Origin of the sequence: Maribacter aquivivus (genome assembly GCF_900142175.1) — a bacterium.
GTDB lineage: Bacteria > Bacteroidota > Bacteroidia > Flavobacteriales > Flavobacteriaceae > Maribacter > Maribacter aquivivus.
This window is the reverse complement of sequence record NZ_FQZX01000001.1, coordinates 125,659-147,909: the sequence shown is the minus strand read 5'-3', so window position 1 is coordinate 147,909 and position 22,251 is coordinate 125,659. Positions and strand designations below refer to the sequence as shown.

At 37.5% G+C, this 22,251-nt stretch carries 21 protein-coding genes; 7 read left to right on the top strand and 14 right to left on the bottom strand.

The window, feature by feature from the left end; genetic code table 11:
* Nucleotides 1–45 precede the first annotated feature (45 nt).
* The 4 genes from BUC31_RS00630 (at nt 46) to BUC31_RS00615 (ending at nt 2,479) form a co-directional block, all read left to right on the top strand.
* Nucleotides 46–318 carry a hypothetical protein gene (locus tag BUC31_RS00630; RefSeq protein WP_073240443.1) on the top strand — a complete coding sequence of 91 codons (273 nt, stop codon included), beginning with the start codon at nt 46–48 and terminating at the stop codon, nt 316–318.
* A gap of 20 nt (nt 319–338) precedes the next feature.
* Complete coding sequence (locus BUC31_RS00625) at nt 339–704, top strand: S24 family peptidase (protein WP_073240442.1); 366 nt, start codon at nt 339–341, stop codon at nt 702–704.
* Complete coding sequence (locus BUC31_RS00620; protein WP_073240441.1) at nt 701–1,972, top strand: Y-family DNA polymerase; 1,272 nt, start codon at nt 701–703, stop codon at nt 1,970–1,972. The genes BUC31_RS00625 and BUC31_RS00620 overlap by 4 nt, the downstream gene beginning before the upstream one ends.
* A 132-nt stretch (nt 1,973–2,104) precedes the next feature.
* A complete protein-coding gene (locus BUC31_RS00615) occupies nt 2,105–2,479 on the top strand; it encodes a BLUF domain-containing protein (protein WP_084134915.1) in 375 nt (124 codons plus the stop codon).
* A gap of 461 nt (nt 2,480–2,940) precedes the next feature.
* On the opposite strand, the gene BUC31_RS00610 is transcribed toward BUC31_RS00615, so the two are convergent.
* The 8 genes from BUC31_RS00610 to pcaH form a co-directional block, all read right to left on the bottom strand.
* Entirely contained in the window at nt 2,941–3,510 is a 570-nt protein-coding gene (locus tag BUC31_RS00610; protein ID WP_073240439.1) for a glycoside hydrolase family 3 C-terminal domain-containing protein, read from the bottom strand.
* A gap of 191 nt (nt 3,511–3,701) precedes the next feature.
* Entirely contained in the window at nt 3,702–4,919 is a 1,218-nt protein-coding gene (gene pcaF / locus BUC31_RS00605) for a 3-oxoadipyl-CoA thiolase (protein ID WP_073240438.1), read from the bottom strand.
* Nucleotides 4,920–4,923: 4 nt separating this feature from the next.
* Nucleotides 4,924–6,270, bottom strand: coding sequence for a 3-oxoacid CoA-transferase (locus BUC31_RS00600; protein WP_073240437.1), 1,347 nt, complete (start codon nt 6,268–6,270; stop codon nt 4,924–4,926).
* A 6-nt stretch (nt 6,271–6,276) separates the two neighbouring features.
* Nucleotides 6,277–7,470, bottom strand: a complete 1,194-nt coding sequence (locus BUC31_RS00595; RefSeq protein WP_170861910.1) for a 4-hydroxybenzoate 3-monooxygenase — start codon at nt 7,468–7,470, stop codon at nt 6,277–6,279.
* Nucleotides 7,471–7,474: 4 nt separating this feature from the next.
* Complete coding sequence (pcaDC, locus tag BUC31_RS00590; RefSeq protein ID WP_073240436.1) at nt 7,475–8,605, bottom strand: bifunctional 3-oxoadipate enol-lactonase/4-carboxymuconolactone decarboxylase PcaDC; 1,131 nt, start codon at nt 8,603–8,605, stop codon at nt 7,475–7,477.
* A 4-nt stretch (nt 8,606–8,609) separates the two neighbouring features.
* Entirely contained in the window at nt 8,610–9,920 is a 1,311-nt protein-coding gene (pcaB, locus tag BUC31_RS00585; RefSeq protein WP_073240435.1) for a 3-carboxy-cis,cis-muconate cycloisomerase, read from the bottom strand.
* A gap of 13 nt (nt 9,921–9,933) precedes the next feature.
* Complete coding sequence (gene pcaG / locus BUC31_RS00580; protein WP_073240434.1) at nt 9,934–10,476, bottom strand: protocatechuate 3,4-dioxygenase subunit alpha; 543 nt, start codon at nt 10,474–10,476, stop codon at nt 9,934–9,936.
* A gap of 6 nt (nt 10,477–10,482) precedes the next feature.
* A complete protein-coding gene (gene pcaH / locus BUC31_RS00575; RefSeq protein ID WP_071340299.1) occupies nt 10,483–11,190 on the bottom strand; it encodes a protocatechuate 3,4-dioxygenase subunit beta in 708 nt (235 codons plus the stop codon).
* A 203-nt stretch (nt 11,191–11,393) separates the two neighbouring features.
* Here pcaH and BUC31_RS00570 point away from each other — a divergent pair, with 203 nt between their 5' ends.
* Nucleotides 11,394–12,263 (top strand): helix-turn-helix domain-containing protein, encoded by an 870-nt coding sequence (locus BUC31_RS00570; RefSeq protein WP_073240433.1) that lies wholly within the window; start codon nt 11,394–11,396, stop codon nt 12,261–12,263.
* A gap of 160 nt (nt 12,264–12,423) precedes the next feature.
* Here the strand turns inward: BUC31_RS00570 and BUC31_RS00565 are convergent, their stop codons facing one another.
* The 6 genes from BUC31_RS00565 to BUC31_RS00540 form a co-directional block, all read right to left on the bottom strand.
* Nucleotides 12,424–15,192 (bottom strand): TrlF family AAA-like ATPase, encoded by a 2,769-nt coding sequence (locus BUC31_RS00565; RefSeq protein ID WP_073240432.1) that lies wholly within the window; start codon nt 15,190–15,192, stop codon nt 12,424–12,426.
* 221 nt (nt 15,193–15,413) lie between these two features.
* On the bottom strand, nt 15,414–15,863 hold the full coding sequence (locus BUC31_RS00560; protein WP_139251876.1) for a hypothetical protein: 450 nt from the start codon (nt 15,861–15,863) through the stop codon (nt 15,414–15,416).
* Nucleotides 15,864–16,281: 418 nt separating this feature from the next.
* A complete protein-coding gene (locus tag BUC31_RS00555; RefSeq protein WP_073240430.1) occupies nt 16,282–16,875 on the bottom strand; it encodes a protein-methionine-sulfoxide reductase heme-binding subunit MsrQ in 594 nt (197 codons plus the stop codon).
* Nucleotides 16,876–16,916: 41 nt separating this feature from the next.
* The gene (locus tag BUC31_RS00550; protein WP_073240429.1) at nt 16,917–18,215 is read right to left on the bottom strand and encodes an MFS transporter; all 1,299 of its coding nucleotides are present in this window, start codon (nt 18,213–18,215) and stop codon (nt 16,917–16,919) included.
* 24 nt (nt 18,216–18,239) lie between these two features.
* Nucleotides 18,240–19,217 carry a PDR/VanB family oxidoreductase gene (locus BUC31_RS00545; RefSeq protein ID WP_073240428.1) on the bottom strand — a complete coding sequence of 326 codons (978 nt, stop codon included), beginning with the start codon at nt 19,215–19,217 and terminating at the stop codon, nt 18,240–18,242.
* A complete protein-coding gene (locus tag BUC31_RS00540) occupies nt 19,217–20,278 on the bottom strand; it encodes an aromatic ring-hydroxylating dioxygenase subunit alpha (protein ID WP_211573843.1) in 1,062 nt (353 codons plus the stop codon). The genes BUC31_RS00545 and BUC31_RS00540 overlap by 1 nt, the downstream gene beginning before the upstream one ends.
* A gap of 218 nt (nt 20,279–20,496) precedes the next feature.
* On the opposite strand from BUC31_RS00540, the gene BUC31_RS00535 reads away from it, so the two are divergent.
* Together BUC31_RS00535 and BUC31_RS00530 are read left to right on the top strand one after the other, a co-directional pair.
* Nucleotides 20,497–21,255 (top strand): cyclase family protein, encoded by a 759-nt coding sequence (locus BUC31_RS00535; protein WP_073240427.1) that lies wholly within the window; start codon nt 20,497–20,499, stop codon nt 21,253–21,255.
* Between the two features lie 24 nt (nt 21,256–21,279).
* Nucleotides 21,280–22,191 carry a helix-turn-helix domain-containing protein gene (locus BUC31_RS00530; protein WP_073240426.1) on the top strand — a complete coding sequence of 304 codons (912 nt, stop codon included), beginning with the start codon at nt 21,280–21,282 and terminating at the stop codon, nt 22,189–22,191.
* Nucleotides 22,192–22,251 lie beyond the last annotated feature (60 nt).

Sequence of the window (22,251 nt, the reverse complement as noted above, 5' to 3'; positions counted from 1 at the left end):
CAAAATTACATTAAATTATTTGGATAATATCCTGAAATTTGGACAATGTCCACAACAGTATTTAGAAATTATGATATTAAGTGCATAAAAGCCCTTCTTAAAGAGATAGGGAAGGAGCGCTATGAAGGTGCATTAAAAGATAATGGACTGCTGGAAAGCAAACCATTAGCTATGGATGGTTTTTTTGTGGAGTACGAGACCGATACCCAAGATGTTAATCTGTACTATGAATATCCTTCTAGGGTAGTTTGTTTTATAATGCCGGTACTTGGCTTTTGGAACGTTCCACACGATCACTGGGTTAGGGAGCGAAAATAATAGGAATACGATTTAAAATTATGATTGTAGAAGATAAGCGGTTAATTAAAAAATCTGATAATAACCATAGGGTCAAAAGTCCAACACAGACGGGTTTTTCGAGTCCGGCAACACATTATAGTGAACCTCGAATCGATTTGAACGACGTATTGGTATCCAATTCATCTTCAACATTTTTCATTAGGGTGGTGGATGATGAATTTAAGGAATTCGATGCTTTTACGAACGATGTTTTAATTGTCGATAAATCGTTGACTCCGAAATTGAATCAACTTGTTTTAGCAGCTGTAGACGATAGTTTTAAAATTGTTCGAATTGATAAGACCAATAACGTAGAACTGAATATTTGGGGAGTATTAACCTATATCATAAAGTCGGTACTATGATAGCATTGGTAGATTGTAATAGTTTTTATGCTTCATGCGAACAAGTCTTTAGACCAGATTTGATTAACAGACCGGTAGTTGTTTTAAGTAATAATGATGGATGTATCATTGCGGCAAATAAGGAAGCAAAGGCGTTGACCGACATTCCCATGTTTCAGCCCATATTTAAAATCAAGAAATTGCTGGATGATAATGATGTCACCTATTTCTCTTCAAATTATACGTTGTATAGTGATATGTCTAGAAGGGTGATGGATACTTTGATGATATTTTCCCCCAGAGTAGAAGAATATAGTATTGATGAAAGTTGGGTAGATTTAGGATGCATAAAGGTGGATGACTACAATGCAATTGCACATACAATCAAAGATACGGTTCATAAAAACACGGGAATACCTGTTGGGGTTGGTATTGCAAAGACAAAAGCGTTATCGAAATTAGCCAATAAATACGCTAAGAAAATCACGAAGAACAACAATGTTTATATGGTAGATAGTGAACAAAAAAGGCAACATTTATTACATAATCTTGAAGTGAAGGATATATGGGGAATAGGCAAGAAACACGCAATTCGTCTTCAAAATAATGGCATACATACAGCGTTGGATTTTGCTAATATGCCCGTAGCTTGGGTAAGAAAAGAAATGACCGTAATTGGTGAGCGTTTATGGCGAGAATTGAATAATGTGCCTTGTTTAGAATTGGAGACCGAAGCAAATGCTAAAAAGGGTATCGGAACAGCGAAATCATTCGGATTTAAGCTCTCCGATTATTCGCTTATAGAGGAAGCCTGTAGTTATTATGTGGCAGAGGTTGCAGATTTATTACGGCAGCAACATAGTCTAGCCGCTCAACTAGAAATCTCATTGCAGACCAATCAACATAGTGCGATTGATAAGCAGTATAGAAACAGTATCAGCATAAACCTGGATACACCGACAGATAGCACCATAAAGCTAACAAAAGAAGCTTTGAAAGGCTTGCAGAAGATATTTAAACCAGGTTATCGATATAAAAAAGTAGGCGTAAACCTAACTCAGTTAGTACACAGAAACGAGGTACAGACAAACATGTTCGATAATCCGCATAAGAGCGAGAGTGATGTTATTACCAATCTTATCGATAATTTAAATGGTAAGTACGGCAAGAATAAAATCAAGGTTGCTACAGTAGGCAATCGCAGTAAAGAATGGGCATTAATTAAAGAGCATCGCAGTCCAAGGTTTACCACGCAATGGGGAGAGTTGATGACCATAGGAAAATTATAAAATTATTATTTTATGATGAAGCGAATTAAATAGATCAACTTTTTCATTAACTTAATGTCTGTGAAAATATACGTACAAGATTAATGTTTCAACTAACCTACCAATCTAAGATATCACCAGAATTAACTATAGATGAAATTGAGAATATTCTCATTGATGCTCGGAAAAAAAAATCATGCTCGAGAAATAACCGGATGCCTTGTGTATTTCGAAGAGAGTATCGTACAAATTTTAGAAGGCGAGGAGGAGGATGTACTCCAGTTATTTGAAAAAATCAAAAATGATAAAAGACACCATACCTTAGATTTATTGTGGGAAGGGCCGTCAAGACGAAGATATTTTCCAAAATGGGATATGGCGCTATATGCACCTGTTGATGATTCTGAATATTATGATTCAAAAGAAGCTTTTGTTACCAACATGACCTTGCTTGCCGATCTCTCTAAAAAAACAACTTCTGCATTATTATCTTTTTGGTCTACAGTTCGTGCGAATTTGAATGGGTGAAATCTCGGCAACGATGCAAATATTCTGGTAGGCAAACCAAATTCAGATGTGTAATTTTATAAATAAAAAAAGCCACTGAAATTTCAGTGGCTTTTTCTTAGTAGCGGGGACTGGACTCGAACCAGCGACCTTCGGGTTATGAGCTCCTCGTATGGAAAATTCCCAACGGTTTTATTGGGCTCAACCGCTATTAAATTATAAAATCGTATGCAAAAACGTATGCAGTTTTAGTTTTCTGATTATTAATAAATTCTTATTGCAATTTAGGTTAAAAAGAAATTGGTGTTCAGATTATTTTAATTCTTTTAAATTCAATTTTCATTTCAGTTTTAGATTTAGAAATAGTTCATTTGTCTAAAATTAGCACATCGTTTATTATGAGCTCCAAAATTTGGAGTGACCGATATGTATTTTTTTCTTAAAGAAATTATTAAAATGTGTGACCTCCCTAAGGTTTAGTTTTACCGATACTTTTGCACCCTTGCATCTTCGATTACCCCGTTCCAATTCAATCCAAAGGCGATATCATAAGTATTGCCATCTGAATCTGAGTAAGGCTGCATATCTCTTGGTACATCTTCGAATTGTGCCTCTACTGTCAACATATCGGCAGGCATTTGAAATGGCAACAAGCCTGACGGTTCTGCAGCACCAGTAATAATTTCCATTAAGGCTTGTTCTTGAATACCCATAGGCACAAGAATTGCGGCAGCGCTAACTTCTATCTGAGAAAAAACCATTGGCTTTGCTATTTTTACTGATACAATGACCGGTTTGTCTCCCATTTTTGCTTTTGTATCTTTTACCAATTGCATATCGGTCGCATTGATGGTCTTAACTGATTTTCCTTCATAACCTCTATTGGTAAAGTCCTCTAAAGGACTACCTCCGGCCAAACTTACTTCCCTTGCTGTATCAGCTGTATCAGCTGTATAGGGGCTATACTGTAAATTAATCGGAATGTACACGTTACCACCCTCTTCCGGTCCACCGGCAGGCCAATGTTTTATCATGGCATTTACGCTCTCCATGCCCCAATTACCTCCATTGGTAGATTGAAAATCGTCTACCTACGCTCTCGCCAAATCCGTAGCCAAAGGATTATCTTCTTCTGAGGTTGGGAGAACCATATTTTCCGTTCATATGCTACACAAACGAATCCTAACTTTAAATAACTTTCATATCGATATCTTAAAAAAAAATGAGTGTTTTCTTGATTTATTTACTTACTTGTAGAGACATTCTCAATAATAGTAGCATACCCCATGCCTACACCAACACACATGGTAGCCAAACCATATTTTCCTCCGGAGCGAACTAATTCGTTCGTTGCCGCTTGAAGTATTCGTGTACCGGACATTCCTAAAGGGTGACCAATAGCAATCGCCCCGCCGTTAGGGTTTATTCTTGGATCATCATCTGCTAAACCTAACTCGCGTGTGCAGGCCAACGCTTGAGCGGAAAAGGCTTCGTTGAATTCCAGTACATCCATGTCCTTTAATTCCAAGCCTGCTTTTGCCAAGACTTTTCTTGTGGCGTAGACAGGACCAATACCCATTATTTTTGGTTCTACACCCACTACAGCTGAAGCTACTATTCTAGCTTTTGGCGTGAGATTGTATTTTTTCAAGGCATCTTCTGAAACAACTAACATAGCTGCTGCACCGTCATTTAATCCTGATGCATTACCTGCGGTTACCGTTCCATCTTTTTTGAAGACGGTTCTTAAAGTGGCTAATTTTTCTACCGTTGTACTCGGTCTTATGAATTCATCTTGACTCACGATAATTGGGTCTCCTTTTCGTTGCGGAATTTCAACTGGACAAATTTCTTCCCCAAGAATTCCATTTTGCTGTGCTTTTGCAGCTTTCATTTGAGAATTATACGCGAATAAATCTTGGTCTTCCCTACTTATGCTAAACATCTCAGCTAGATTCTCTGCGGTAATTCCCATGGCATCCGTACCATACATTTCATGTAACTTTTTATTCACAAAACGCCATCCAAAGCTAGAGTCTTCCATTTTGGAATCGTTACCAAACGCCGTTGATGGTTTTGAAATCACCAAAGGCCCTCTAGACATGTGTTCCATTCCTCCGGCAATAAATACATCTCCATCTCCAGCTTTAATAGCACGATTTGCTTGCACCACGGCAGACATACCTGATGAGCATAATCTATTGATCGTTTCACCGGGAACGGTATATGGTAATCCTGCCAAGAGTAGCGCCATACGCGCCACATTTCTATTATCTTCCCCAGCTTGATTATGGCATCCTAGTATAACATCATCAATCGCATCTTTGGGTAGATTCGGATATTTTTCGAGTAAGGCTTTGATGGGAATTGCCGCCAAATCATCTGCTCTCACTTGTGCCAAAGCACCTCTAAAACTTCCTATTGGGGTTCTTATCGCGTCAACTATATATGCTTCTTTCATTTTTCTACTGTAATTGTTCTACAAATTTGGCTTCGGTTTTTTCACGAACTTCTTCCAAGGTACTACCTGGTAAAATCTCTATAAGGGTCAACTGCCCGTCAATAAATTTGAACACGGCCAATTCCGTAATCAACATATCTACACAGCTAAAATCCGTAATGGGTAACGTGCAATTTTCAACTACTTTTGAACCGCCGTCTCTATCCGTATGGCGTAATGTAATAATTAATTTTTTGGCGCCCGATGCTAAATCCATCGCTCCACCTACTCCTAATAAAGGTTTTCCGGGTACGGACCAGTTGGCCAGATTTCCTTGCGCATCTACTTCCAATCCGCCCATAATGGCCACATCAATATGCCCGCCACGAATCATGGCAAAACTATCGGCACTATCAAAATAACTGCTTCCAGGCAAAGCCGTTACTGGAACTTTACCTGCATTTACAGGATAATACATAGCGCCGCCACCATCTTTTGGTTCGGGGCCTACACCTAGCATTCCGTTCTCGGTATGAAGAATGATGCCGTCTTCTGGTTTTATCAAATCGGCTACTAAAGTTGGGATGCCAATTCCAAGATTCACCACATCGCCTTTTTCCAATTCCGCAAACGCACGTTTGGCCATATTCATCCGTTTTTCATCAATTACTTTTGACGAACCTACCGATGCTGATGAACCCAAATCTTCTTCTGTTAGTTTTCGCTTCACCAAATAGTCCACAAAACAACCTGGAGTATGAATCTCATTAGGGTCAATTTCCCCATTAGGAACAATTTCTTGCACTTCGGCAATTACAATATCAGCAGCTGTTGCCATTGCTCTATTGAAATTTTGTTCGGTCATGCGATATTGCAGATTTCCTGCCGTATCTGCTTTCCAAGCTCTTATGATGGCTACATTTCCTCTAATACCTTCTATAAAAACTTGCTCTTTTCCATTAAGCATTTTGGTTTCTCGTCCTTCAGCGATTAAGGTTCCTGCTGATGTGGGCGTATAAAATCCGCCAATACCTGCACCACCTGCCCGTATAGCTTCTGCCAAAGTTCCTTGAGGCAATAATTCATATTCCACACGACCTTCTTGTGCCGCTAAAACGGCTTCTCTATTCGAAGTGAAAAAAGAGCCGATCATTTTCTTTAATTGTCCATTGTTCAACAAGCGACCACCGCCCATATTGGGTTCGCCTACATTGTTTGCAATAAAGGTGAGGTCTTTGGTTTTGGTCTTTGCCAATTCATGAATGATATTCACGGGGTTACCCGTCATACCAAAGCCACCCCCTAAAATGATGTCGCCATCTTTTACTAAACTTGCCGCTTTTTCAGCACTTATTATTGGAACTGTTTTCATTGGAATTTAATTTTTAAACGATTCAAACGGTAGCCCTACATAGTTCTCTGCTATGGTGGTTTTATATGCTCTAGATACTTTTAGATAATCAAATTTTGCTTTTTGTAAGCGATAGGTAAATGACCCATGAGCGTCTTGTTTGTGAAATAATTTGGTCATAAAATTAGAGAAGTCCTGCGCTCTCCATATTCTACGAAGGGCATCATTGGTATAAGTGTCCAGTAACATTTCAGAATTCGTTTTATAATAGGCCACAAAGGCGTCAACCATATGTTTAACATCGGCAATGGCCAAGTTCATTCCTTTACCCCCTGTTGGTGGAACGATATGAGCCGCATCGCCAGCCAATAATAATCTGCCACTTCGCAAACTATCAATCATATGGCTGCGCATAGGCGTTATTCCTTTTTCAAAAATAGGACCTTCTTCCAAGTCAAAACCAGGGGCCGCAAGACGTTGGGAAAGTTCGCTCCAAATACGGTCGTCTGACCAATTATCTACCGATTCATCATTGTCTACCTGAACATATAATCTACTTACGGTCTCTGAACGTAAACTATGTAATGCAAAACCATTCTCCTGATATGCATATATTAATTCATCTGTTGAAGGCGCTACATTTGCCAATATTCCCAACCAGCTGAACGGATAGGTAATATCATAGGACTGGAAACTTTTCTTTGGCAAGGTCTTACGTCCAATGCCATGAAAACCGTCACAGGCCGCCACAAAATCGCATTCCAGAATTCCTTCTTCGCCGTCTTTTTCAAAATGTATTTTAGGACGCTTCGTATCAAAATCTACTATTTTTGTCGCCCTGGTTTCAAAGTGCAGTTCTCCGCCCTTTTGCAACCAAGCATCCGTAAGGTCTTTGGTAATTTCCTGCTGACCGTAAATAGTTATGGTTCTGCCGCCGGTCAATTCGCCAAATGGTATATGAACACGTTCCTCATCAAAACTAAGGTATACGCCATCATGAACAATGCCTTCTTTTTTCATTCGGGCATCAAGCCCCAATTCCTTCAAAATATCTTTGGTGTTCTGTTCTACCAAACCGGCACGAACCCTACCTTCAACATATTCCCGTGAGCGTAGTTCTATGACTACGGCATCTATATCGTGTTTTTTCAACCAATTTGCCAAGACCATCCCCGAAGGTCCGGCACCTATTATTCCTACTTGTGTTTTAATATGTATCATCCGGTTAGTATTCTATTCCTAAATCTGTAAATACTTCTTCTGCCGAATGCATGGCATCGTTGGCTGCGGGTAAACCACAATAAATTCCTGATTGTAGAATCACTTCTTTTATTTCATCTTTGGTTACACCATTGTTGAATGCCGCTTTTACATGCATTTTAAACTCCGCTTTCTTATTGAGCGGTATCAACATGGCAAGGGTTATAAGGCTTCTACTGTGTTTGGGCAAACCCGGTCGGGTCCAAATTTCTCCCCATGCGTAATGCGAAATAAATTCTTGAAAATCGGTGTTGAATTCATTCTTGTTTCCGTTGGCCCTATCTACATGGGCATCACCTAAAACCGTTCTACGTACATACATACCTCTATCAAAAGTATCTTCGCCGACTATAAAATTGATAAGCGTTTCTGCATAATATGCCGGTAATTCGGTGCTTGGCAAATGTCTGGCATGAAACACTTTTAGCTCAGCACCTGCTATTTCTTTTTGAATGATTTCGGCTTGGGCCACATTAGTAACGGCATCTTCATCACCTGTAATGATTAAAGTCTCTAGCTTAATTTGTTTAATATCCGCCCTAAAATCGGCATTGCCAATTGCAGCACAACAAGCGGTATATCCTTCTGGTCTGTTCGCCAAGAATATTTTTTTCATTTCCGCTACGCGGGATGGATGCGTTTGGTGATAGCTTTCGGTAAACCATTTTTCCATTGTGGCATCTACGATAGCTTGCATGCCTTGTTCATTGATGGTTTTAATACGGTCGTTCCATCGTTCTACAGTACCAATCTTAGCATCTGTATTACTGATAACGAGTTTGTGCAAACGGTCTGGATGGTTGATGCCCAAGTACTGGCCGATCAACCCGCCCATGGACAAGCCGCAGAAATACACTTTATCTATTTTTAATGTATCCAAAAGGTCAATTACATCGTGGCCCAATTGTTCTATAGTGTAGGGTCCATCTGTAAGTTCGCTTTGCCCATGCCCCCTAGTGTCATATTGTAAAACCCTAAAATAAGGCAGTAAATACGGCACCAATTCATCCCACATGGTTAAATCTGCCCCTAAAGAATTGGAGAACATCAGTACGGGACTGTTGGGTGTTCCTTGTAATTTATAGTTTGTTTTCATAACCTTATGAATACTTTTTTAATATGTTTTCTGTCCAGACCACACTATTGCCTATGGCATTATCAGGTTTGAACAAATCTTCTATAGACTCTATTTGTGGGTGCATTTCTTGCACTACCTCTTTTAAATGCTTTTGTTGTTGCAATGCCAAGGTGCACGCCTTTTTTACCGATTCGTGCGCTTGCATTTTTCCTAAGGATTTGGACAGATACAATGACACCTTTTCGGCATAAATGAGTCCGTTCGTAATCTCTATATTCTGAAGCATCCGGTCTTTATTAACTTCTAGATTCGTTATTAAATCGACTGACTTTTCTAAAGAACCGCCCGTTAAATTCATGAGCTGCGTTAATGTTTCCCATTCCGCATGCCATAATCCAGCAGAACGTTCATGTTCTTGGGGCATAGCGGTAAGCATTGTTGCCACTAAACCGGGTGTGCGGGTGGCGTTGCTTAAAATAAGTGCGCAGCCAACAGGATTGCGTTTATGCGGCATGGTACTGGAACCGCCTTTGCCTTCTTCGGCACCTTCAAAAACCTCTGCCACTTCTGTTTGCATGAGTAAGGAAACATCTTTTGCTATTTTACCCAAAGAACCTGACAGAACTCCTAAAACAGAAGCAAATTCCGCTAAGGAATCTCGCTGTGACTGCCATGGAAAAGATGCATTCAAGTCAAGGTTTTTCGCGAAGGCCATTTGAACTTCGGTTGTAATATTGGCATTACCACTACCAACGGCGCCACCCAACTGAATGCAAAACAAACGACTTTTTAGTTCGTTCAATCGTGTTCTAGTGCGCGAAATACCTTCTAGCCATCCGGCAGATTTCAGACCGAACGTCATGGGTTTTGCTTGCTGCAACAAGGTTCTACCCATCATAATCGTGTGCACATGGTCTTTGGTGAGTTGTACCAATGCATGCTTTAAAACTTCTAATTTGCCCTCTAACCAAACAACGTATTCCTTAATCGTTAGTATCGTTGCAGTGTCTATTATATCTTGACTGGTAGCTCCTAAATGCACATATTTAGAAGCTTCAAAATCACGGTTTTTAATGGCCTTTGTTAATTGCTTTACTAAAGGAATGGCAACATTACCCCCTAAAACAATATCAGATTTTAAAGCATTAATGTCAATAGCATCTACCATACAACACTCTGATATTATTTTTGATGCCGTTGATGGGATTAACCCTACCTCAGCTTGTGCCTGTGCCAAGGCAGCTTCTACGTTTAAAAGTTTGGTGACGGACTCACGATCGGAAAAAAGTTCAGTGAGTTCATTGGCGTAAAAAGTCTCAGTGTAGAGCGACATGTACTGCTATGTATTAAATTTCAAAAAAAACGGTTTCATTGGGGCCCTGCATGTGAATATTGAATACATAGGAATCGCCTTTCTTCTCCGCGATCAACGTGTGCTTTCTATCGGCGTCAACAGCATTTAAATTAGCATCGGTTTCATTAAGTTGCTGTTCATCGGCAAAATAAATACGTGTATACGAATGCAATAATTGACCACGCATAAATAGTATTACATGAATAAATGGTGCCTGACCATTAACCGATTTTGGTTTTATTGTTTTAAAGGTAAATGTATTTCCTTCATCCGTACCCGAGCCGTAGCGTCCAAACAATTTATGCACTCCATCATCCTGCCAAAGTTCTATCATGGCATCATCTACGGGCTGTGCATTACCATCGTAAACGGTACCCGTAATGGTAATGGTTTCCACATTATTTAACCCTTTAACCATATCATGGTCTACCCAACTATCAAAATCATAGCCATACTGTTGTGGCGTTAACCCGTAGGCAAAATAAGGCCCTATAGTTTGTGAAGGAGTCTGTTTTTTAACTGCTGATGTCTTCATACTTGTTTACAAATTTTCAAATGGGGTTGCATTTTTTCCACGTAAAACAATATCGAACCGATAGCCCAGTGCAAAATTGGCCTCGGTAACCGATAGGTCAAAAGCTGACACCAACAATTCCCTGCCTTTTGGGGGGACAGCCTTAAAAATAGGGTCATGCTCAAAGAGCGGATCGCCAGGAAAGTACATTTGGGTAATCAACCTACTGGCAATATCGCCCCCGAACAACGAAAAATGTATATGATTTGGCCGCCATGCATTAGGGTGGTTTCCCCAAGGGTATGCACCCGGTTTTATGGTGTAGAATTTATAATAGCCATGTGCATCTGTCATACAACGTCCCGTACCTAAAAAATTAGGATCCAAGGGTGCGTCATGTTGATCAACCTTATGTACATAGCGCCCAGCAGAATTTGCCTGCCACAACTCAATTAACGTATGTGGTAACGGGTGCCCATGTTCATTGGTGACTTTGCCATGCACCACAATACGCTCGCCAATAGGTTCTCCATCTTTTACAGAATTCTTGGTAAGATCATGGTCTAAAGCCCCTAATTTAAAATCTTTAAAAAGCGGACCTGATAAGGTAATGTCTTTCTTTTTAGGCACGACCAAGGGTTGCAATGGCGCTCTTAAAATAGTCGATTTATAGGCTTCGTCCAAATAGGGCGGTTGTACTTCGATATCAAATTTGGAGTCCGTTGTAATGCTCATGTTCAATGTATTAAACTACTGTCTTCCAAAGCTAGTACAAGCAATTTTTAATCCTTAGGACAATTTTGAATAATAGTAGGACAAAATAAACATTATCAATACTGTAAAATGTTTAAATAAGATAATATATTTCATTAAAATACTGTAATACATTACTTTATACTATATTTAAAACAAAATAACATCAGTTATAAATAAACATAATGAACGATTTACTACGTTATAAGGGATTGTACGGCGAGCATCAACAGCCTTTGGTGACCGACTTTATACATATTGAACCCTTGGAGGATCGCAGTAAAATTTATGAATGGGAGATTGCCGAGCATATTCATACAGATTTGGTGCAGTTGTTTGTCATAGAAGTAGGTAGCGGTTTTTTACTTTCTGAAGGTAACCGTATTGAACTTGCTGCTCCCTGCGTGGTTACGGTACCTGCCAACGTATTACATGGGTTTCATTTTGAGCCTTCTATTGTCGGGGAGGTCATTACCCTCTCCGTATCTTTTTATGACACACTTTTACAGGATAAAGCCAGTATAAAAAAGCAGAGTAACCAATTGAACTGTTTTTCATTTTTAGGGAACACCACTACTTTTTCTGATGTGCGGTACCTTAAAGACAAAATACAAAACGAAATTTTTGAAGATGCTCCAGAAAAACTTTTAGCTTTAAGAAGGTATTTTGAATTGGTGTACCTAGCGCTTTTTCGTGAAAAATTCAGAAATACGGCAGATGCCCTACTTTCCAATAATAAAAACTTGGCGTATTATCAGCAATTTCAAGAACTGATACGACAACATGCACAGAACCTGTTGAGCATCAAGAAATTTGCCGATGCCCTAGGCATTACCCAAACCCACCTCAACCGTGTTTGCCATACCGTAACCGGAAAATCTGCCCTTAAAGTGGTACAAGATTTTACCATGAACGAGGCTAAAAAATACCTGCTTAACACCTCATACTCCATTGCCGAAGTAGCTTACTTTTTAAATTTTAACGACCCTGCCTATTTTAGCCGCTTGTTTAAAAAGCGGGTGGGCGTAGCACCTGGCGAGTTTAGGAAGGGATGATTTTTGGTTGGTGGTTGTTTTTGGATAATGGTTAGTTTATGAAAAGTAGGTGATTTTGAAGCACTGAACTTTCGGTTATACGCAAAGTTTGGCATGAGCAAAACCCTTGGATTTATTGCTGATTCGCCTATTTTTTATATACATTGTTGTACTGGGTTATTTATCCTATTTTTTGATACTTATTTCTTCTTTTTTCAAATGCTATTTCGCCTCCTTCAAGGATTTGACAGATTTTAGAATTTATTTCATTATCCTCAAGACTCCCGCTAGAGTAATTAAGTTTTCCATCAAGATTTGAAGCGACAATGACTTGTTCAGCATCTGCGTTTACAACCAAGTTTGCATTATGTGTAACAATAATCACTTGTCTATATTGCTTTAATTCCTTGAAAAGCCCAATCAGATTTTGCATAATAAATTCGTTATCTAAATCATCTTCGGGTTGGTCAAAAATTATTGGTTTAGAAAAAGCTTCTGTTGCGAGCATCATCTTTAAATAAACAGTTCCTTTTTGACCAACAGAAATTTTGTTTAAATCCTTGCCTTTGTACTTCAGAATCGGAAATACTTTTAAATACTTTTTCCTTTCTAATTCGTCAAAGAGTTTATTTTTAAAAGTTTTACTATGAATACCATCATAATGATAAAATTCAAGATATTTTTTTCTAAGAAATTCAAAAAACGTATCTGAGTCTCGAATTTCAAAAGAGTTTTTTTGAGCTTCTTTATTTCCTTTAATTCTCCATTTTGCTCCATCTATGCAATGATATATTTCATCATAGAATTTTGAAACATCAAAATCTACTTTAACTTCAATTTCAAGGTCAGTTAATAGATTTTTCATTATTGATTTTTGTGAGGGATTTAAGGTGTCTTTTGAATCTACATCTTTAAATTCATCCCAACTTTTAATAAGCTCAACAACTTGGTTGTTATAGTCAAGTTTCATCTTGTCTATTAATGAAATAGAATCGTCTGTCGTTTCGAAAAGTGATATTTTCAAACTTTCAAGTCTTTCTTTTCTGGTTTTTGATACAGCAATGTTTTCGCGAATTTCAGATAATCTTTTTTGAAATTTAGCAATGTCATTTAAAAGCGTTGTAAGGTCACCTTTGTAATCCTTAAATTCCTCTTTAACAACAGAAATAGTAACAGATATAGATGCTATTTCCTTTTCCAATTCACCTTTCCAATTGTTGATTTCATCAAACTGTTTTTGTAATGAATTCAGTTCAATAAGTGATATTCTTTTTAATTCTCCATTCGTTTTGATGATTTTTAAGTTGAGTTCTTCAATAGCATTTTTAAGTTCGTTTTCTAACTCAAACAATTCCTTCAACTTAGAATTTAAATTGTTTCTAAGCCTTAAGTTCTCTGAATATTTTTCTAGTTTATCTTTGTTTTCACTTGTAGTAATATTACTAATGAAATCGTTAATTGATTTTTCTTGAATCTCTAAATATTCTATTGAGTTTATTAAATTATTATCCTCATCCTTTTGTTCGAAGAACCTTTCCAATTCGTGATACTCATTAATCGATTCACGAATTTTCTTGTCCAACTCTGTATTAAATTCTGGTTGCTTTAATTTGGCTAATCGTCTGATTGAATTTGCAAGTTGGAATTGCTTGTCTTTCTTTTCAACTAAGTTTTTTAGACGACCTTGATTGATGTATATGAAATCAACAGCTTTTTTATCCTCGGTCAAGTCAAAATTGATAATATCCTCTTCACTCTGATTCGACTTATGATATGATAAATTAACTACACCATTTTTGTTGAAATCTCCCTCTTTAGAATGTTCTTGACCTATAAAACTACTAGCTAAATAATCTGTAAGCATACTTTTTCCTTCTCCACGTCCTCCGATAATTGCAACGAGGTTCTGATTTAACGGTATGCTTTCATTTTTTGAAAAACTTAAATCTTCTTCATCTTGAAATACTTTTACATCATCATTAATCGTGATATTTGAGATATAAGGTTTATCAAATTCTAAATTTGGATTACTATCAGAGATTTTTATTCTTTCATTTGGTTCATATAATATTTGAACTAATCCTTCAAAAGTAGGGTCTGCTTTAATCCAAGTAAAACAATTGCCTATTCTATCCTTATCGGTTTCTGTAGATAAATAATGCGAATCACTACAATCCAAAAGTATATCGTTTACTTGTTGAGCTGTAAGTTGTGATTTGGCTTTATGAAAAGCTTCAATAGATTCAGAAGCGGTAAAAACAATGTTCGCTTTGTTAATTATGGATTTTTTAGTTGCAATAGACGCATCAGTCCACTTTAAATCACCCCATTCTGTTTTTCCAATGGCAATGAGGTATTTTCCTTTAAAACAGTCTTTTTGTAATGCTTCAAAAATCTTATCCTCTTTTACATTTAAATTATTGAATCCTTCTGTTAAATCAGTACCATATTTATGTAATTGCTCTGAGGGAACAGTACTCTTTATTTTTGCACCAAGTTCTTGAACACTTTCTTTTGTTATTGCTCTTGTCCATTGTTCTCCATTTTCTAAGAAATAACTTTGTTCAAGAGTTTGTAGAAATTGACTTTTTATAGTTTCTATAGGTAATTCATTTGAAAAAATAACGTGTAAATTGATTCTTTTTAATTGTCCGAAATCGATTCCTGCAAATTTTTCAATTCTGAATTCAACTACAGGTAATAAAAGGTCAATGTTTTTAAGTTTACCTTTAGTAGCCTTTTCCTTAACAAGCCTTTCATAGCCGTCAATGAAGAAATAATCATTGATTCCTAACACTGAAAAATCAGAAGATAAATTTTCTAAATCTTCTATATATTTTTCCCAAGTTTCTTCTGTATCTGCACCATATCTATGATAAATTGAGGAAGGTGTATGAACATGTAAATCCCATTTTCTCCATTCAGAACCTTTCGGATATTTTTTACTCATAAAGTTTGTTTTTTATGCCTCATAACGTACTGCTATATGCAATCATACATTAACCTCGTTACAAAAAATCCTAATCTCTAAAGCAGTAGAGGGAAGTATGCTTTAGTATTTATTGGAAAGGTAAATAAACTTAATGGTACTAGATTACGGGAAAGCGTAAAAGGTTGGTTGTTGGTTGTTCGTTGTTCGTTGTTGGATTCTATAGGGTAGTTAGGAGTTGTTTATTTTTTTCGTTCAAAAAACGCTATTTCATCTTGTGTAAGCTCATCTTTAGCTAATGAAATTACAAATTGTTGTCGTTGGTTTACCACCAAAACAAACCTATCTTTTGTAGCACTTATTTTCTTGATCCAATTCCAATCCTTGGTTTCAACCAAGTCTTTATTTCTATGCCTAATTGTTATCTTTTCTTCAGAATATGTTACCTCTGCATCAAATCCCATTTTTTTTCCTTGAACGCTAGCGGCCATAATCATTATTGGAAATACGATCAGCAGTAAACCAAAAAAATAGATCAGAAATGAGGTGATGAAATTATACTGTTTTATGGGTACCACAACAGCAATCATTAAGGTTGCCAAAAGGTAGCGCCACACACTTTTCTTAAAGAAGAAATACATTTTTCCGCTCATGATATGCTTAAAATTGGATACTACGGTCTTCGTTACCATATTACACCTATTATTTTATAGTTTTCTCAATATACGCCACATAGTATTATAACCCTATGTGAGCACTTTTGTCTACATACCGCTACTAAAAAGTAACGATACGATTTATATAATGTTGTTTTCTGCATTGAAACCCAGCGCCTAAAAAAGGGTACTGTAATTATGATAAAAAAACGATTGCTATTGTGGTGGGTTTACTAACGCTAAAACTATTGTTCCGAAATTGGTATTTAGGGCAGTGTAAATACAATACACCAAAGAACGTATTCAGTCATTGGGTTTACCAGTCACTCGAGTTTTAAGTCAAGGATAAGAGTATTCCCCTTGGCTAGCAAAATTGGGAAGTTCAATTTTACAGTTTTTAGAATGAAAATTAAAGCATAATTCAACAGAGACAGAAACCTAAAAAGATTGCTGATTACTTTGAAAACTTCTGCTTGTAAACCCGGTACAGCTGTAAAAGCATTACAGGTACAAAATGAGCCAAAGCTCCGGCCATACTACCTTCTTCACTTTGTAGCCCAAGAAGTGCCCAATGAGCGAAAGCCATAATAGCAGCCAAATACACCCATTGTTGTAATTTTTTCCAATTGCGCCCCATTCGTTTGACTGCTGCATTGGTACTCGTCATGGCTAAAGGAATAAACACGAAAAAAGCAATCCACCCCGTAAGTATTGATAGCTCTATTGATTCATTTACTATTTTAGAAATTGGAAATTCCAGCACATAAAAAATGGTATGGAGTAAGGTATAGGCAAATGCCGCAACACCAAAAAAGCGTCTATTTCTTAATAACCATTGCGCTACTTTCGTTTTAGGGAACATTAGACGAATTGGCGTTGCAATAAGACTTATAATCAACATACGAGCAGCAAATTCTCCGGTAATATGCATGATGTCTTCATACTTAAATTGTCCTTTTGCGTAATTCAAGGTCATCATAACGCCCGGTATGGCCAATAGAAGCCAAAGCATATATTTTCCTGTGAGAAGTGATTTCAAATTGCTCATTGTTGCTTGTTTTAAGTAATACTTGTTTATGCTCTGTTTTTCTAAGAAATTTCCTTTGATGAAATAAAATAAGTAACTATCCCTGCCAAAAGCGCAGGAACGGCAAAAATCATAAAATTGGCGGACATCGAAAGCCCCATACCTACGAGTACACCGCCAAGTGCAGGGCCCAATACACCTCCCAGTCTACCTGCACCAATGGCCCAACCCACACCTGTAGTTCTAAATTCTGTGGGATACATACGGGCAGCCACGGCATACAGCCCAACAAAACCACCTTGAAGGGTAAAACCTAATAACCCAAAGACTATCAGTATAAAATCTGAACCCACAAATACACTGAACATTGCCATTAAAACAGCTGTTATCCCCAAGAACAGGGCAATGGTTTTTTTAAGTCCCATTTTAGATGAAATATACCCTTGTATAATAACACCAAAAAACGCACCTACATTAAATACCGTGCCCGAGTAAATGGCCAGTTCCATAGACAAGCCCGCATTCGTAGCCAGTTTAGGAATCCAACTGATGAGAAAATACAAGCATCCGAAGGCAAAAAATAAGGCTACCCATAACTGAATAGTGGATCGTTTGTATTTTTTAGAAAGCAATTGATTTACAGGAATACCCAACAATTTAGCCGGTTTTTCTGGTAAGGTAGAAATTTCAGGTATTTTTAATTTAGTTAAAAGACGATTAACCTTCACAAGTGCATGCTTTGGTTGCCTTCTTACATAATATTCAATGGATTCCGAAAGGAATATAAAAATTAACGGAATAGTAATAAATGAAGCCAAGCCTGCTAATTTAAACATCATTTGCCATCCGCTAGATGGCACAACAGACGCTGCTACATACCCAGCCAAAACTGCCCCAACAGGATAACCTGCTATAACAAAACTTACCCAAAAATCTTTAGATTTATTTGGTGTGTATTCTGCCGTTAAAGATGCGGTACTGGCGAGCATGCTACCAATGCCTAAACCACTAATAAAGCGAAGAAAAATCAATTGCGGTACTGTTTCTGTGTAACCTGTTAAAAATATACTTGTACCCATTAAAAAGGCACTTATCAAAATCATTTTTTTTCGGCCAATCTTATCCGCATATGGCGCCAGTAACAATGCCCCCAATGCCATTCCTGCAAGACCTGCACTAAATACCATACCTAAAGCTTCTGGACCTATAGCCCACGATTTAGCGATTGCAGGGGCACAATATGAAATGACCAGCACATCCATACCATCTAAAATGTTCATTAAAAAACAAACGAATATGGTAGCGTATTGCATGGTAGAGATGGCACGCTCATCTAACTGCAGTGTAATTGGTTTAGACATTTTATCGCGTATTAGATGTTGTAACTATCCCCTATAAGCAGTGTCTATGGTAATATTACCATTGGCAACCCTGCTTACACAGGCACACATTTTTTTATTTTTACCTTTTTCTTCTTCGCTGAAAAAGAAATCGCGATGATCAATATCGCCAGAATACTCAAGAATATCTACTTGACATAATCCGCATTCTCCTTTTTTGCAATCATACATGACATCTATTTTTACATCAAGTAAAGCTGACAATAAGGTTTGATTTTCATTTACCTGTACTTCTCTATTAAACCTTGGTAATTTAACAGTGTATGCCTGGGGAGCAAACAAACCCGAAGCCCCAAAAGTCTCGAACCGTAAATTTTGATTATTTAACGGTCCATTTTCCCATGTCTTTCGAACTGCATTCATTAAGCCAATGGGTCCACATAAGTATACTTGCGTTTCAATATCGCAAAGATTTAAAATTTTTGACGTATCAAAAAAACCATCAATATCACTATAATGTACTGTTAAGCGTTGCCCCAATAACTTTTGCAACGCCTCTATATAAGGCATTTCTTGGGCAGACCTGCCCAAATATAACATGCGTACATTTTTGTCAGTTTTCGCCATTAACTCTTCGGCCATCCCTAGAATGGGCGTAATTCCAATACCGCCTGCTATAAGTAGATAATTAGAAGTATTAAAACTAAGTTCAAAATGATTGGTGGGCTGTGAAATGCGCAATTTGCTACCTTCTTTTAATCCCCACATATATTTGGACCCGCCACGGCTTGCGGGCAAACGTTTTACCGCTATGGTATAGGGTTTATTTGAACCGTACCGCCCAACCAAAGAGTAACTCCTGATTTCTGGCAAGTCATTGATTAAAACAGCAATATCTAAATGTGACCCCACTGTAAAAGCCGCTGTATCACCTGCAGGGATAATTTGAATCTGCATTACATTATCTGCAACTTTTTCCATTTTACTCACCACGGCATCTTCCCAAGTATTCCTATATCTCATTAGTCCTTCTTTTCTTTTGCGACCATATTATCAGTAATTCTTCTTGCCCACATGGCCCCGGCATCTATGTTCAAATTATAAAATTCACGATCCGGGTTTTCGTTGATTGCCTTTTGTTGGGCCTCTAAAATATCCTCATCCTGAGAAAAAATATGGGCGACCCCATTTTTAAGTTCTGTGGTATTGCTTTGGTCCTTTAAGTTATAATTTCTGCTGAACGCCCAGAAATAAAGACAGGTCTGGTTCGTAGTTGGTGTTATGGTATTTAATACGTAGCCATTGACCCCTTTAGACCTATCACCTTCTTGAGCACCCGTATTCGCTATAGCTACGCCAACATCTATATTTACGGTACAGGGAGCTTCAAATTTTATGATCTGCCAGCGATCTACAGTACCATCATGGTCAAATACTTTGTTCAATTGCCCTTTCCAAAATGGTGGTGGCTGTATATCTTTCATCCAACGCGTAACGGTCGCCGTTTTCTCATCGTAGTGTACATCAAAGGGTGCTTCTGCCACATTACGGTCACCAATAGTTTCTGAATGTACAAAAGTTTCGTGGGTAAGGTCCATCAAATTATCAACCACCAACCTGTAATTACAGTGCACTTTAATCATTTGTCCGTCACCTGCCCAGTCTGGATCATCGTTCCAATGCATATCCGGAATTTTTGATTCATCGGCCAATGCCGGGTTGCCCATCCATACCCAAATAAAACGATATTTCTGAATTACAGGATATGAGCGTACACAGGCAGATGGGTTTATGGTTTCTTGCGATGGCATATACGAACAACGCCCATCACTATTATACTCAAGCCCATGATAACCGCAAACAACCGTATCTTCTCTTAGGCTACCTTTAGACAAGGGCAATAGTCTATGCCAGCAAGCATCCTCTAAAGCTATTGGCGTTCCATCTTTTTTTCTATATAATACCAAAGGCTTATTACAAATTGTACGTGGTAGTAATTTATGCTTTAGTTCTACATCCCATGCAACGGCATACCAAGCGTTCATGGGGAAAGATTCGTTCATGGTAAAAGTATGTGTAGACATGATGTGGTTTTATAGGATTATCTGCTAAACCTTATGATTTAGAATACAATTTGATACATTTTTAATAAATTTCACAATAAAGGATTGATATTGAATATTTTTAGCCTATAATTGATTCAATTTTTATATTTCTTTTTAGCAACTTTACAAAAGTATCCTACAAAAAATACGATTTATTAATAAAGTTCATGCTTAAAATGAATTATTACCAATAGACTATGAGAATAATTGACTTATCCGTAACCATTTCAGACAAAGTAAAAGAGCCTTTCCCTACCGCCATTAATTATGAAGACCACAAAAAAGGGGCTAAAACCATGGGTAAGATTTTATTCGATGGTTTAGGTGATGTATTTCCAGATGGAAATGGCCCTGCCGGAGAATTTTTAACGGTAAATAGTCATGCTGGAACTCATGTTGATGCTCCCTACCATTATTACCCAACCTGTAATGGCGAACCATCAAGAACAATTGATGAAATGCCCCTGGATTGGTTTTTTAGAGATGGAGTTGTGTTGGACTTTACGGATAAGCCCGCCGGTTTTATGTTTGAACCAAACGATTTAAAAGAGAAATTAGCCGCCATTAAATACACCTTAAAGCCTTACGATATTGTTTTAATTCGTTGTGATGCTTCCAAACATTTACACGAAAAAGATTTTACCAGTAGGCATGTTGGTGCTTCTGCAAAAGCAACTCATTGGCTAATAGACCAAGGTATTAAGGTTATGGGTACAGATGGATGGAGTTGGGACATTCCTTTACACCTACAAGCTAAAGATTACAGATCAAACCCTAGACCAGGGATCATTTGGCAAGCTCACTACGTAGGTATTGAAAAAGAATACTGCCAAATAGAAAAATTGGCTAACTTAGATAAACTTCCCCCTTTTGGATTTAAAGTAGCTTGTTTTCCGGCAAAAATTGAAAAAGCCAGCGCAGGGTGGACCCGTGCGGTAGCCATTTTGGATGAATAATTTTCACTTAGGTATTGAGCAAACATGAAAATTGGTAAAGAAAAAAATATACCGACCTTAAGTTCATATGAAATATCTAATTTTCATATGCATTCTATTGATTGGTTGCCCATAATATCCAATACAAGACATGATGACTTTCATATTAATAGGATCGATGATATTAGTGACAAGAAACGTTTTCATGTACTACCCCATCGTAAAACTTTTCACGATTTCTTTTTTTTAACCAAAGGAACCTCTAGAAGAAGTAAAGGATTAAATAGTTATGAAATAAAGGCTCCCGCTATTTTCTTTTTACCCGCATATCAAATTACGGAGCATGATATGATCAGTGAAGATGCCGAAGGTTTTTACTGCCATTTTCATGAACGTATTCTAGATATATTCCCAAAAGGTATGTTGACCGAGCGTTTTGCTTTTTTTCAATACCAGTCTAATCCTATAGTACAGTTAAATACTAAAATACAGGATATCATTGCTGATATTTTAGAGCGGTTATTCACTATTTATAGAGGAGAGAGTTCTGGTAAAAACTTGATTTCCTTATATTTAATGACAATTTTTGAGGAACTTAAATCTGAAATGCCAGAGGTTGTAACGAAAAATAGAAAGTCGAATTTTGAAATTACAAAACGGTATAAACATGCACTTGCAAAACATATTTATGATTATCAAAATATAACCGACTATGCAGATTTATTGAATGTTACACCAAACTACCTTAATAAATGTGTTAAAACCGCAATTGATAAAACCGCACAGGATCTTCTTAAAGAAATGCTCATCTTAGAAGCAAAAACATTAATCAAACATTCTGAACTTAACATCTCGGAAATCGCCGTGAAACTTTGTAATCAGACCCCAAGTAATTTTGCGCGTTTTTTTAAAAAACAAACCGGACTTTCTCCAAAAGAATACGCACAAACCAACTAGTGTATTCCATTTTAAATTGCCCTTTATTCCCATTTTAAATTTTGCCACTTTCCGGTATCG

Bases quoted from the DNA above. Each gene is read 5' to 3' on its own strand.
- BUC31_RS00535 (WP_073240427.1), top strand. From the start codon at position 20,497: ATGAGAATAATTGACTTATCCGTAACCATTTCAGACAAAGTAAAAGAG.
- BUC31_RS00615 (WP_084134915.1), top strand. From the start codon at position 2,105: ATGAAATTGAGAATATTCTCATTGATGCTCGGAAAAAAAAATCATGCT.
- pcaH (WP_071340299.1), bottom strand. From the start codon at position 11,190: ATGAGCATTACAACGGACTCCAAATTTGATATCGAAGTACAACCGCCC.
- BUC31_RS00610 (WP_073240439.1), bottom strand. From the start codon at position 3,510: ATGGAGAGCGTAAATGCCATGATAAAACATTGGCCTGCCGGTGGACCG.
- BUC31_RS00570 (WP_073240433.1), top strand. From the start codon at position 11,394: ATGAACGATTTACTACGTTATAAGGGATTGTACGGCGAGCATCAACAG.
- pcaDC (WP_073240436.1), bottom strand. From the start codon at position 8,605: ATGAAAACAAACTATAAATTACAAGGAACACCCAACAGTCCCGTACTG.
- BUC31_RS00620 (WP_073240441.1), top strand. From the start codon at position 701: ATGATAGCATTGGTAGATTGTAATAGTTTTTATGCTTCATGCGAACAA.
- pcaG (WP_073240434.1), bottom strand. From the start codon at position 10,476: ATGAAGACATCAGCAGTTAAAAAACAGACTCCTTCACAAACTATAGGG.
- BUC31_RS00550 (WP_073240429.1), bottom strand. From the start codon at position 18,215: ATGTCTAAACCAATTACACTGCAGTTAGATGAGCGTGCCATCTCTACC.
- BUC31_RS00540 (WP_211573843.1), bottom strand. From the start codon at position 20,278: ATGTCTACACATACTTTTACCATGAACGAATCTTTCCCCATGAACGCT.
- BUC31_RS00555 (WP_073240430.1), bottom strand. From the start codon at position 16,875: ATGAGCAATTTGAAATCACTTCTCACAGGAAAATATATGCTTTGGCTT.
- BUC31_RS00630 (WP_073240443.1), top strand. From the start codon at position 46: ATGTCCACAACAGTATTTAGAAATTATGATATTAAGTGCATAAAAGCC.
- BUC31_RS00595 (WP_170861910.1), bottom strand. From the start codon at position 7,470: ATGATACATATTAAAACACAAGTAGGAATAATAGGTGCCGGACCTTCG.
- BUC31_RS00600 (WP_073240437.1), bottom strand. From the start codon at position 6,270: ATGAAAACAGTTCCAATAATAAGTGCTGAAAAAGCGGCAAGTTTAGTA.
- BUC31_RS00560 (WP_139251876.1), bottom strand. From the start codon at position 15,863: ATGGTAACGAAGACCGTAGTATCCAATTTTAAGCATATCATGAGCGGA.
- BUC31_RS00565 (WP_073240432.1), bottom strand. From the start codon at position 15,192: ATGAGTAAAAAATATCCGAAAGGTTCTGAATGGAGAAAATGGGATTTA.
- pcaF (WP_073240438.1), bottom strand. From the start codon at position 4,919: ATGAAAGAAGCATATATAGTTGACGCGATAAGAACCCCAATAGGAAGT.
- BUC31_RS00545 (WP_073240428.1), bottom strand. From the start codon at position 19,217: ATGAGATATAGGAATACTTGGGAAGATGCCGTGGTGAGTAAAATGGAA.
- BUC31_RS00530 (WP_073240426.1), top strand. From the start codon at position 21,280: ATGAAAATTGGTAAAGAAAAAAATATACCGACCTTAAGTTCATATGAA.
- BUC31_RS00625 (WP_073240442.1), top strand. From the start codon at position 339: ATGATTGTAGAAGATAAGCGGTTAATTAAAAAATCTGATAATAACCAT.
- pcaB (WP_073240435.1), bottom strand. From the start codon at position 9,920: ATGTCGCTCTACACTGAGACTTTTTACGCCAATGAACTCACTGAACTT.